The sequence below is a fragment of the Mariniplasma anaerobium genome, assembly GCF_016865445.1.
Lineage (GTDB): Bacteria > Bacillota_I > Bacilli_A > Acholeplasmatales > Acholeplasmataceae > Mariniplasma > Mariniplasma anaerobium.
The window spans coordinates 1-12782 of the sequence record NZ_AP024413.1 but is presented as its reverse complement, the minus strand read 5'-3'; the positions used below and the strand labels follow the sequence as shown (position 1 = coordinate 12782).

The window sequence follows — 12782 nt, the reverse complement described above, 5'->3', positions numbered from 1 at the left end:
AACTTAAAGTTAGTCAAGATGGATAACATCTTTGTCGATTCAACACATATTAAAGCATATGCCAATAAAAGACGTGTTAATGATATCTTAATCAATGATTCAACACATAAATATGTTAAACAGCTCCATGAAGAAATTAATGAACTTAGACTAAAAGAAGGTAAGAAAATCATTGATTATGATAGCCCAAAGAAAGCAATCATCAGTTTAACTGATCCAGATTGCGGGATGTTTCATAAAGGTGAAAAAGAGCGACAATTAGCCTACAGCAATCAAGTGATCAGCGATGAGAACGGTTGGGTTTTATCCTCTGAGATGTTTGCAGGAAACCTTCATGATAGTATAACAGGATTAGATACAGTAGTTAACTATCTAGATACCCATAAGGAAGTTAAAGTGGCAGTCATGGACTCTGGATATGATAATCCAATTCTTCTTAATGAAATATATAAGCGAAAAGTCCTACCTGTATTGCCATATAAACGGCCTAAAGGAAAAGATGGTTCTATAGGTCTAAATGGAGAACGGCACCTTACAAAGAATAGATTTGATTATATTGAAATGCATGACTATTATATATGTCCTAATGAAAAGATACTAACTTACAGAGGAACCAATAAACTAGGATACCGTGAATACAAGACACGTGTTAAAGATTGTATAGAATGCCCATTTAAAGCACAGTGTACAAATCAAAAAACAAGAAGTTTAACAAGACATCAATTAGAGTATGTAAATCCTTTAATCAAAGAAACGAGACTCTCAGAGATTGGAAGGGAGCTTTATCCCAAAAGAAAATCATCAGTTGAAAGAGTTTTTGGGATTTCAAAGATGAATCACTGTCTAGGTGTTACCTATTTAAGGGGACGTCAAAAGAATGAAGATCGAAGCTTCATGATTTTTAGTATGTATAATTTGAAAAAGTTAGCCGCATTAATGTGGACATAGCTTTACTTTATTATTGATATCGAGCAAATAGAGATCTTTTTTTTATATTTATCCACAAAAAACAAAAAAAGGGCGATTCATAACGAAAACTCGTTTTTGAAAAGTCCTTTTGTCTACAGTCTGGCACTATTTTCTTAAATAGTGTTTTTTTTTGTTAATAAATTGGTGTCACAGTTATTTTTGAATTATCACAATCAATATCTAATCTACAATTTAGTTTATTATCTATACCTTGTCCAAGCTCAAATCTAAAGAAATCTATAATGTTAATGTCATGAAGTTTTAAATAGGCTTCAACAGATATTGAAGGGTCCTTTATATATGATTGAGATAAAAGTGTTTTTGCTTTCAATGATTGATTAAAATCATCTTCATTAAAAGTATTATGCTCTTTTTCATACATAAATTTTTCATAATTTATAGTATCTTGATCAATGTTTTCTAATGATAAATACTGTGCTGATGCTGCAGTGATTTGCATTGCAATTTCATTTGCAATCTTATCATTTTTTTTGTCTGTAACAACTAAACTTACGACTTTCCCTTGCATATGCGTGTAGCTACCAAAGCCTTGACCTTCTTGCTTCTTCACACGATATAAACGTCTTAGATAAGCGTTTTCGCTTATAATAGAACTCTTTTGTTTGATCAGTTCGTCTACAGATTGACCATCTATTAATACTTTTAATGCTGAATTAGCATTCACAACATTTGTGTCTATTAAATGTGAAGCTAGCGTATCAACTAAAGATAGAAAATGTTCATTTTTTGTCACAAAATCTGTCTCAGCATTGACTTCAAATAATATGGCTTCATCATCTTTTATTTCAAGCTTGCACATCCCTTTAGATGCAACTCTATTTGTAGTTGTTTCTTCTTTAACTTGCGACTTTATATGAGATAAGGCTTGATCATAATCATCATCAAATTTTTCTAATGCACTCTTGCATTCAAGCATACCTGCACTTGTTTGTTCTCTTAACTTTTTTAATAGTTTTATATCCATATATATACCTCAAACTTTCAATATCTATTATATCTTATTTTAAATAAATTGTTAAATTTTTGCTGTTATTTAATAAAAAAAGTATCGATTAGATACTTTCTTTAATTAAGTATTAAGATAGTTTTTTGAATTCTGATACTGTATAAATTAAGGCTGTAAGTGCTCCACCTGCAGAAAAGATAAGGCCTAATATTGCACCTGTGGAAATTACTGCAGCTTCATAAGTATAAGTGCCTTCAATTCCTAAGACTTCAACTGTACCTGTTGTATATGCACCTAAATTAAGTAATATAACAAATGAAAATACAAATGATGCAATAATTAATATAGCTATTGAAACAAATAATGGTGATTTTGTTTTATGAGACATCACTGTATAGATTAATATGATTACTAGAATAACTGGAGCTAAATACGCAACTGCATTAATAAAACTAAAAGCAACATCAACACTTGCAAATCCGCCAATTGATCCAACATTACCTCCAAAAGTAGCTTTGATACCATTCATGATGACTTCACCATTGTCAGTCTGCAAAGCACCTAAAGTTATCATTGCTGCTAATAATATTGAAAAGAATAATATAACTACTGGTAAAGATTTTATATATTTTTTCATCTTGAATCATCTCCTTACCTATATTATACTCTTTATATTAATATTGACCTACTAATACATATATATATAAATAAAAAAGACTCGATATATTTTTATATCAAGTCTTTTAATGTTTTTAATTATATTATTCACCAAAAAGTGATAGTTGTTCTATTAGAGCTTTCTTATTACCTTTGATGATACGTTGCCACTTAGAACCTCTACCTTTACCTAATGGTCTTATTTTGTTTTCATCTTTTAATCGCTTTAAAGTGCGGTCAATTGTTGCATCACTTACATTTGGATGTCTTTTTCTTAAATCTTCTTTTGTGAAAATTTCTTGAAGTTTTAAAATACTGTTTTCAATATTATCAGACTTATTTAAATTCTTTTCAAACTCATATTCATGACTCATGATATCAACTTCTTCATAAGCTTTAATCAATAAATCTACAAGTAATCGATTTAGCATATCAGTTTGTGCAAATCCTGATGACCAATAATAGTTTGCAGTAATTAATCCTTGGTCCCAAGTTTGCTTGATATTTAGAAAATACTTATAAAAACTGACATATTTAAAGACATTAAAATGTTTTAACAATAATGCATATAAAACGATCATACCAATAATGTCATTATGTTTGGTGAATATATTCATATTCATAAAATCTACATAAAAATTTGAGATAAGTTGAGTTAATTCATGTTTATTAGATCTCAAGCTTTTTTGGAATAGTGCTAACAATTGTTCTAAATCTTCTCTTTTAGATGCTTTTTTAGTTTTTAATAAACCATCTTCAGCTTTATCATAAGTATTAAAAACAATAGGCTCATAATCTTTAGAAATTAATTTAGCTAAATTATATATTTCATTAACTAAAAATTCAAACTCATCTGGATTAGATTGTAGTTGCAATAATGAAATCTTAATATTAGCTAAAAGATGCTCATCTTTTGTACGAGGAACCATTTTTTTCTTTGCAAATAGCTTTATTCTAGCTTCAGTCATTGATAAATCAAGATGTTTTGCAATAGATATTAAATTAATTTCTATCGTTTTTTTCTCAAATGCTTGAACATCACGATTAAAAAGATCATCATAATAAAATGATTTACCTTTTGATTCATATAAGGACAATAGAAGCAACATTACTTCATTTGAAATTTGTATACGTCCAATATTCGCTAAAGCTTTCATAAATATCCCCTTTTAACTGTTAAAACTACTGCCTCCAATAAATTCTCTTAATAAAGAATTACAAGGTACAATATCATCATCGATATCTTTAAAGTATTTCAAGAATTTCAAGATTCTATTTGCAGTAATAAAATGTTTGTTTTCTTTTGGTATTGCTCTTAGTTGTGTAACTGCATGTTTTTTTAGAACCGCTAGTTCATAAGTTAATTCTGAATTATAGACATAATTTGCTTCTCTTTGTGTTGGATAAATCCATTTAAATTCACCACGTCTTACACTTGGCCACATATCCATCGTATCAATTGCTGATGAATTTCTATATTTTTGATCTCTAACAATACGACGTAACAATCTAATTTCAGTAATTGAAATTGGATTATGATTATCAATATGTAATTGTGTTTGAGGTGAGATATAAATATTAAATTTTTGATGCTTAGGAATAGATTGTGTCATCTTTTCATTTAATGCATGAATGCCTTCAATGATAATCGGAGAATTTTCTGATATCTTAATGGTTCTACCTTTTTCTCTTTTTCCTGTATTAAAATTAAAATGTGGTAGCGTGACTGATTCACCTTGAATAAGTTGTAACATGTCTGCATTAAATTGTTTAATATCAAGTGCTTCAACATGCTCTAAATCAGGTGTTCCATCAGGATTTTTAGGTGCTCTATCTTTACCAAAATAATAGTCATCTATACTTATCATCACAGGACGTAATCCTCTAGTCATTAATTCAATTCTTAAACGATTAGAAAATGTTGTCTTACCAGATGAAGATGGCCCAGCTATACCAATTAATCTAATTGTGTCCATGTTGCTTTCAATCATATCACCAAGTTCATTTAATTGATGATTATGTTTAGTTTCACACATGTTAACAAAGTCTACACTAGTCGTATAGTCTTTGGCATATTCATTCATTTTAGGAATGCTATTCCCTCTAATAATTCTACCCCATTTAGTAATTTCTTTAAGTGCTTTACCAAAATTTGGTTCATCTTTAAACACTGGAATCTGTCCATCCATTTCTGCTCTTGGATATTGAATCAAAAAGCCTGGATGATATAATATAAAATTAAATGTTTTTAAATATCCTGTTGATGGCAACATATATCCAAACATATAGTTTAAATATTTATGACATTCATATAAATTGACATAATCTTCATCACGATATTTTAAGATTTCAACCTTATCAGGCATATCTAATTTTTGATATATATTAATAGCTTCTCCAATTGAGATACGTTTTCTTTCAATTAAAAAGTCACTGTCAATAATTTTTTTAACTTCTGCTTCTATATCATTTAAAACTCTTTGATTTAAAATGCCATCAAAGCTATCAAATACAGCTAGCATTGCTCTTGACACACTATAGTTGAATCTTATCTTAGCACTTGGATATAAGCGATGCACTGCCATTGCAATCACATATCTTAGCGTTGATTCATAGATTTTTATCGCATCTGCATTTGTATATGATAAAAATTCTATATCCGCATCTTTAGTAGGTATATAATTTAATTCTCTTAATCTTTTATTAACTGTTGCTGCCAATGGTTGGTTAACTTTTAAATCTATAGCAACTTCTTTTAATGTTTTTGGTTGTTCATACATATAAGCTTTTTCATTGATTATAAATTTCATATTCTTCTCCCTTTACTCATCATTATCATCAAATAAATCAAAACGATTTAAATGAATTTTTTTATGATCTTTTGTCATAATTTCTTCTTCTTTTAATAGATCAACAACTTTAATAGTGTCTTTTGGTTTATTGATAACTTTCTTTTCTTTCTTTGGTAGATCAACATCTTCAAGTGCATCTTCTATTTTAATCATGTATCCATTGCCAAGTTCTGCATCATCATACATTTTTTTACCAAATTTATTACCTGAATACTTTAATTCTGATACAGTTGTTTTAAGTGCATAATTTTTAGTAACAATTAAGACTTCTACGTTCTCTTTTTGTTGAGCTTTAGATAATCTAGCCGCATCAACACATTCATGAGGATTAGATTTAAGGTGTTCTATAACTAGGATACCTCTTCTATTTCTACTGTATACTGGTAATTCTTCTACAATATCTTTAATCACGTGACCTCTTGATGTCAACATAATGAAATCATCACGATCTCTAACATAAAGACTACTCACAAGTTCATCTTGAGATCCTATGTTCATCCCTTTAACACCGCCTGCTTGAAGTCCATATAAAGGCAAATCATCTGTTTTATATCTTAAGACATAACCATTTTTAGATATAGAAATAATATCATCTTTTTGACCATAATCAATTGAAACCAATTCATCATATCCACTTAATTTCATACATTTCATAGGTTTATAATATCTTGTGACTTCAAAATCAGATAGTTTAGATTGTTTCATCATACCTTGTTTTGTAGCTAATAAAACATAATCATTGTCCTTAAAGCTGTTGACTAAAAGAACATCAATTAAACGTTCATCATGAGCAATAGGTGTAATGTTATTAATATAGACACCAAGGTCTTTCCATTTTTGCTCATCGATCTTATAAACTGGTAAAAATATGTAATTTCCAAGATTAGTGAATAATAAAAGTGTATCAAGTGTATTAACTTCTTTTTCAAAGATTAATACATCATCTTGTTTGAGTCCAGCGCTTAGAGTTGCTTGATAACTTCTTGATGAAGCTCTCTTAACATATCCATCTTTTGTAATCCCAATCATAACCTTTTCATCTGAGATTAAGTCTTTTTCATCAATTTTAATGGTTTCAATTTCTTCTTCTATTTGAGTTCTTCTTGGATCACCTAAAACTTTAGATATGTCAATAAGTTCACGTTTAATAACACGGCGTAAAGCATGTTCTGAAGATAAAATATGATCTAATTCTTTTATCTTGTCTCCTAATGAATCACTTTCTTGTTCTAAAGCTAGAATATCTGTATTTGATAATCGATATAATTGAAGTGTTACGATTGCTTCAGCTTGCATATCTGTAAAGCCAAATAGTTCCATAATTGATTCTTTTGCATTTTGTTTATTTTGTGAATCACGAATAGCTTTAATAACGCCATCTAATATACTCACCATTTTAATTAATCCATCAACTATATGCTGTCTTTTTTGAGCTTTTTCAAGTTCATAATTAGAACGATTTGTAATGACATCTTTCTGATGGTCTACATAAGCTTTTAAGATAGGTAGAACGCCTACTAAAACAGGTCTATGGTTTAATATAGCTACCATATTATAATTATAAGAAACTTGAAGATCTGTTGATTTATATAAAAGGTTGAGCATCAATTGTGCATCTGCACCTTTTTTTAAATCAATTGCGATTCTTAAACCTTGTTGATCTGATTCATCTCTAACTTCTAAAATATCATCGATTTTTTTATCAATGCGCAATACATCGATAGCTTTAACTAAATCAGCTTTATTGACTTCATAAGGTATTTCAGTAATCACGATACAATCTTGAGACTTAGATATTTCTTCAATATCAGCTTTTGCTCTAATCATAACCTTACCAGCACCAGTTTCTAGTGCTTGTAAGATACCTTCTTTTCCTTGAACAATGCCACCTGTTGGAAAATCAGGACCTTTAATATATTTTGTGATTTCTTTAAATGTGATTTGATCATTATCTAAATAGGCTATAGTTGCATCCACAACTTCAGTAAAGTTATGTGGAGGTATTTTAGTTGCATAACCTGCAGAGATACCTGTAGCTCCATTAACTAATAAATTAGGAAATTTAGCAGGCAAAACAGTAGGTTCCAATTCTTCATCATCAAAGTTAGGTACAAATGGTACAGTTCTTTTTTCGATATCAGCTAATAGGGCTTCAGCAGCTTTTGACAATCTTGCTTCTGTATAACGCATTGCAGCTGCACTATCACCATCTATAGATCCATTATTACCATGCATGTCAATAAGAAGTGCACGCATTTTAAAATCTTGAGAAAGACGAACCATTGCTTCATAAATACTTGAATCACCATGTGGATGATATTTCCCCATAACTTCTCCAGCTATTCTAGCTGACTTTTTATAAGGTTTATTATGAAACATACCTAATTGTTGCATTGCATACAAAATACGACGCTGTACCGGTTTTAAACCATCTCTGGCATCAGGTAGCGCACGTTCTTGAATAATATATTTAGAATATCTAGCAAAACGATCACTAAAAAGTTCTACAACTGAGGATTCAATGATGTTTTCAACATAATCGTTTACTTTCTTGATGACTGACATTATTTATCTCCTAACTCTAGATCAAAATCATCGCTGATTTCAAAATCAACGTTTTCTTCAATCCATTGGCGTCTTGGGGCAACTTGATCACCCATTAATATAGAAACGCGTTTATCTGATGCGCTTAAATCATCTATAGTGACTTGTATTAAAGATCTATGTTCAGGATTCATGGTTGTATCCCAAAGTTGTGGAGCATTCATTTCTCCAAGACCTTTATATCTTTGAATAGTTGCAGCTTGTCCATCAATCAAAGCTTTTAGCTCTTCATCTGACCATGCATAATTAGATTCTTCTTTTCTTCCTTTTTTTACTGTCACTTTATATAAAGGAGGTTGTGCTATATATAATCTACCTTCATCTATCAATGGTCTCATATATCTAAAAAAGAATGTTAATAATAACACTTGAATATGTGCACCATCAGTATCCGCATCGGTCATGATGATTACTTTTTGATAATTACATTTTTTAATGTCAAAATCAGGACCAAAATCAGCCCCAATTGTATGAATCATCGTTGCAATTTCTTCATTTCTTAATATTGCATCTAAACTAGCTTTTTCAGTATTAATAACTTTACCTCTTAAAGGAAGTATAGCTTGATGTTTTCTATTTCTACCTTGTTTTGCAGAGCCTCCAGCTGAATCCCCTTCGACTAAAAACAATTCATTTTTAGATTTGTCTTTAGATTGTGCAGGTGCTAGCTTGCCAGATAGTGTAATTTCTTTTTTATTTTTAGTTTTACCATTTCTTGCTTCTTCTCTAGCTTTTCTTGCAGCTTCTCTAGCCTTTTGTGCACTTGTTGCACGATTAATAATAGAACTTGCAACAGTTTTATGTTCTTCTAAATAAGTTGACATATTTTCATATACAACACTATCGGTCGCATTTCTAGCTTCAGGAGTCCCTAATTTGCCTTTTGTTTGTCCTTCGAACTCTAAGACATCTTCTGGTATTCTTAATGATATGACTGCTGTTAAACCTTCTCTAATGTCTGATCCATCAAGATTGGAATCTTTATCTTTGATAATATTGTATTTTCTAGCATAATCATTGATAGAACGGGTTAAAGCTGATTTGAATCCTGTTTCATGTGTCCCACCATCTTTTGTTCTTACATTATTAACAAATGAAAAAATAGATTCAATGTAGCCGTGCGTAAATTGAAATGCAATATCAACTTCTATTGTTTTCTTTTTTTGTTTTTCAAGATGATATGCTGATTCAATGACATATGTATCATTAACAACTTTTCTATCTTTATTCAAAAATTCTACATAAGCTTTAATACCATCTTCATATTTAAAAGATTCTTTTTGATTATTTCTTTGATCAATTAAGTTTATTTTTAGACCTTTAATCAAAAAGGCTTGTTCTCTTAATCTTTCTTTAATTAAATCATAAGAAAAAAGAGTGGATGAAAATATTTTAGGATCTGGTTTAAAATAAACCGTTGTCCCAGTTTTTTTAGTATCACCAAGTCGTTCGACTTTAGAAATATCTTTTCCGCCATTTGAAAATCTTTGGAACCATATACCTTTATCTCTATATACTGTAACTTCTAAAAATTGTGATAGTGCATTTACAACAGATGATCCTACACCATGAAGTCCACCTGAAACTTTATATCCGCTTTCATTTGAAAACTTGCCACCAGCATGCAAAACAGTAAAAATGATTTCTGTTGTCGCACGTCCAGATGTATGCATTTTATATGGCATACCACGTCCGTTATCAGAAACCTCAATACTATTATCAGCTTTAATTATACATGTTATTTCACTACCATAACCTGACAGGGCCTCATCAATTGAATTATCAACGATTTCCCAAACCAGGTGATGTAGTCCTCTTTGATCTGTAGATCCAATATACATACCAGGACGTTTTCTTACCGCTTCTAGTCCTTCTAGTATTTGGATCGATTTTTCATCATATTCTTTTATCATTTTGCTCACATCATCACCAACTTATTTGTATGTTATTATTATATCAAAAAATATGGTCAATCACAATATTTGATTATGTTTTTTTTATATTAATTACTAAAAAAAAAATAATATGATATAATAATAAAAGTAATGAGGTGAATTTTATGACATACGTATATATCGGCTTACTCATGTTACTTTCATATCTTATAGGAAGTATACCAAGTGGCTTAATTATCGGAAAAGTATTTAAAAAGATTGATATTAGAGAACATGGATCTAAAAGTACTGGTGCAACCAATACAATTAGAGTCCTTGGATTTAAATTTGGCATATTTGCATTCGCTTTTGATGTCTTAAAAGGGGCGTTTGTAATTGCATTAGTTTTTCTTATGAAAGATCAATCACTTTATATTGTAAGTCAATATAATATTACGATTTCAAGTATATATGGGTTAGCTGCTGTTATTGGGCATGTATTTCCTGTATATATTAAATTTAAAGGTGGAAAAGCAGTTGCAACTTCAGCTGGTATGATTCTAGCAATTGAACCTTGGGTAGCACTTGCAATTATAGTTGTATTTTTAACAGTATTTTTAACAACTCGTTATGTTTCTCTTGCTTCAACAGCATGTGCAGTTGGTGTCTTAGTATTTTTCTTTATTAGAATTTTCTTTGAACATCCATTTTATAATTTTGCGACACGTATTATGGATTTAACGATTATCACAATTCTGGCAAGTATAATTTTTGTAAGACATAAAACAAATTATAAACGATTACGAGAAGGTACAGAATCTAAATTATAAAAGCATCTAATCGATGCTTTTTTTATAAAAAAAATAGACACATAATGTCTATTTGTATTGATTCATTGAACTTAATATTTGTCTAACTTGTTTTTCAGATGGGGTACGTCCCATTTGTCGCATCATTTCACGAATCATTTGTTCATTAACTGGTGGATTTTTTTCTAGGTATTTCTTAAACCATTTTCTTGCGGCAAAGAACCCAATCACTGCACCTAATAATACTGCAACTACTAATAATACTACAAATAACCATATTGCTATATTCATCCTCTTCACTCCTATCTTTATCATTCTTATTTTACTTGATAAACCAATAAATTACAAGACATAACCGTTAAAGATATTAGTTTATATAAATTTTTACATAAAGTAGGTATTAATATTTAAAAAAATAAGTAATAATAGTTATGATATATATCTATTATGATTCATATGAAGTCTTACATTATGATTGACATTAGAAGAAAAAATACTTATACTAACTTTATAGATATCATAGATTGGGGTTTATTATGGATATTGGAAATCTAATAACAAGTTTTGTTCTAAGTTTAGCATCATATTTTATCATATCACATTTCATTTATAGATTATCTGGTAGAAAAGACTGGGCCTTTTTCTTTTTAGGCATTATCTTTTTATCGTCTTTATTTGATTTTCTACCTTATGCTTTTGGTAACTATGCATTTCCAATTATTTTATTAGTATTCGTTAGTCGAGTACTACCAGTTATGCTTGCTGCAGCGTTGTTTACTCGTTTTACTGGTGGATTATCTAAAAAGAAGATTCGCATAAAAAGAAGTCATTTTAAAGAGCCTAATGAGGATATATATACAACTTCATACATCATAAAAATTGTTTATATTATGTTTATAATAGCTATCCTTATCTCTGTACTATCTTACTTCTTTATGGATGGAGCTTTACAATATGTTTTATTTGCGATTTCATTATTTGTAGTTATTTATGGCATTGTAAAACTTTATCAATTAAGATTCTTTAAAAATGATAAAGTAGTTATCATTATTGGTAAAGAAAAAGAAAATGTCTATATGAAAACAATCGATCCAAAGTTAACGAAAATAACGATAAAAGATATTTATCAAAATGAAAACTATTTAATAGACAAATTCGCAACAATTCAATTATATGAAGAAAATCATTTTAAAGAAAAACATTATCTTTACTGGATCGCAACTTCTAAAGCTTTTGAAATAGAAGATTTAAGTTTCATAAAAACAACACTAGGTTATGAAGAACATATTATGGGCTTAATGAAATATCATGATGCTATTATAAAACTTAATTATGTTAAAAACCGCTATGAAGTATTAAAGGCAGTTAAATTTAGAAAATAAAAAGAATATCCTAGGATATTCTTATCAGGCTGTAGACAAAGTATCATATCTTCGGATATGGTATTTTTTTTACAAAAGTGATAAAATACAAATGTGAGGACCAGTTTAAAATGTGCGGCTTAGACTGCTTAAAAACGCGTGAGCTATTAAGGTTCTAAAAGGCGTTCTGAGTCCTCCTCTTTTTTTATGTCTCTAAAAAATCACTTTTACCTATATATAAATATATAGGTAAGTGGTAAAATATATGTATAAGGTGGTGCTTATATATGTTAAATAGAGATCAAAAAAACAACACCAAGAATCTACAAGTCGTTGATATTGATTCACTTGTCCCACAAAATCATTTAGTCCGCAAGGTGGATAAAGTGATGCAGTTTGATTTTATCTATGATATTGTCGAGCATTTATATTCAGATGATATGGGCAGACCTTCAATTGATCCAGTCGTTTTATTTAAAATTGTCTTTATTCAATATTTATTTAACATTCGTTCGATGAGACGTACGATTGAAGAAATCGAAGTAAACGTTGCATATCGTTGGTTTTTAGGATATGATTTTTCCGATGACATTCCTCATTTCTCAACATTTGGAAAAAATTACGTTAGACGATTTAAAGACACAGATATATTTGAAGAAATTTTCAACACCATTTTATATCAAGCAATG

At 29.6% G+C, this 12782-nt stretch carries 9 protein-coding genes and 1 pseudogene; 3 read left to right on the top strand and 7 right to left on the bottom strand.

Going from position 1 to position 12782, the window contains the following annotated elements:
* Nucleotides 1-1102 precede the first annotated feature (1102 nt).
* The 6 genes from tsf to parE form a co-directional block, all read right to left on the bottom strand.
* Nucleotides 1103-1954, bottom strand: coding sequence for a translation elongation factor Ts (gene tsf / locus MPAN_RS09010; RefSeq protein ID WP_176240148.1), 852 nt, complete (start codon nucleotides 1952-1954; stop codon nucleotides 1103-1105).
* Between the two features lie 112 nt (nucleotides 1955-2066).
* Complete coding sequence (locus tag MPAN_RS09005; protein WP_176240149.1) at nucleotides 2067-2573, bottom strand: hypothetical protein; 507 nt, start codon at nucleotides 2571-2573, stop codon at nucleotides 2067-2069.
* Nucleotides 2574-2697: 124 nt separating this feature from the next.
* A complete protein-coding gene (locus tag MPAN_RS09000; protein ID WP_176240150.1) occupies nucleotides 2698-3750 on the bottom strand; it encodes a hypothetical protein in 1053 nt (350 codons plus the stop codon).
* 12 nt (nucleotides 3751-3762) lie between these two features.
* Entirely contained in the window at nucleotides 3763-5403 is a 1641-nt protein-coding gene (locus MPAN_RS08995) for a nucleoside kinase (protein WP_176240151.1), read from the bottom strand.
* Nucleotides 5404-5415: 12 nt separating this feature from the next.
* Nucleotides 5416-8010 (bottom strand): DNA topoisomerase IV subunit A, encoded by a 2595-nt coding sequence (parC, locus tag MPAN_RS08990; RefSeq protein ID WP_231756830.1) that lies wholly within the window; start codon nucleotides 8008-8010, stop codon nucleotides 5416-5418.
* Nucleotides 8010-9962, bottom strand: a complete 1953-nt coding sequence (parE, locus tag MPAN_RS08985) for a DNA topoisomerase IV subunit B (RefSeq protein WP_176240156.1) — start codon at nucleotides 9960-9962, stop codon at nucleotides 8010-8012. The genes parC and parE overlap by 1 nt, the downstream gene beginning before the upstream one ends.
* A gap of 146 nt (nucleotides 9963-10108) precedes the next feature.
* Between parE and plsY the strand changes: the two genes are divergently transcribed.
* Entirely contained in the window at nucleotides 10109-10753 is a 645-nt protein-coding gene (gene plsY / locus MPAN_RS08980) for a glycerol-3-phosphate 1-O-acyltransferase PlsY (RefSeq protein WP_176240152.1), read from the top strand.
* Between the two features lie 48 nt (nucleotides 10754-10801).
* Here the strand turns inward: plsY and MPAN_RS08975 are convergent, their stop codons facing one another.
* Complete coding sequence (locus MPAN_RS08975) at nucleotides 10802-11023, bottom strand: YneF family protein (RefSeq protein WP_176240153.1); 222 nt, start codon at nucleotides 11021-11023, stop codon at nucleotides 10802-10804.
* Between the two features lie 245 nt (nucleotides 11024-11268).
* Between MPAN_RS08975 and MPAN_RS08970 the strand changes: the two genes are divergently transcribed.
* Both MPAN_RS08970 and MPAN_RS09080 read left to right on the top strand, forming a co-directional pair.
* Nucleotides 11269-12114 carry a hypothetical protein gene (locus MPAN_RS08970; protein ID WP_176240154.1) on the top strand — a complete coding sequence of 282 codons (846 nt, stop codon included), beginning with the start codon at nucleotides 11269-11271 and terminating at the stop codon, nucleotides 12112-12114.
* A gap of 266 nt (nucleotides 12115-12380) precedes the next feature.
* Nucleotides 12381-12782 (top strand): annotated as a pseudogene (locus tag MPAN_RS09080) (transposase); the annotation flags it as partial.

Excerpts from the sequence above, each read along its gene's own strand:
- tsf (WP_176240148.1), bottom strand. The coding sequence starts at position 1,954 with ATGGATATAAAACTATTAAAAAAGTTAAGAGAACAAACAAGTGCAGGT.
- MPAN_RS09005 (WP_176240149.1), bottom strand. The coding sequence starts at position 2,573 with ATGAAAAAATATATAAAATCTTTACCAGTAGTTATATTATTCTTTTCA.
- MPAN_RS09000 (WP_176240150.1), bottom strand. The coding sequence starts at position 3,750 with ATGAAAGCTTTAGCGAATATTGGACGTATACAAATTTCAAATGAAGTA.
- MPAN_RS08995 (WP_176240151.1), bottom strand. The coding sequence starts at position 5,403 with ATGAAATTTATAATCAATGAAAAAGCTTATATGTATGAACAACCAAAA.
- parC (WP_231756830.1), bottom strand. The coding sequence starts at position 8,010 with ATGTCAGTCATCAAGAAAGTAAACGATTATGTTGAAAACATCATTGAA.
- parE (WP_176240156.1), bottom strand. The coding sequence starts at position 9,962 with ATGATAAAAGAATATGATGAAAAATCGATCCAAATACTAGAAGGACTA.
- plsY (WP_176240152.1), top strand. The coding sequence starts at position 10,109 with ATGACATACGTATATATCGGCTTACTCATGTTACTTTCATATCTTATA.
- MPAN_RS08975 (WP_176240153.1), bottom strand. The coding sequence starts at position 11,023 with ATGAATATAGCAATATGGTTATTTGTAGTATTATTAGTAGTTGCAGTA.
- MPAN_RS08970 (WP_176240154.1), top strand. The coding sequence starts at position 11,269 with ATGGATATTGGAAATCTAATAACAAGTTTTGTTCTAAGTTTAGCATCA.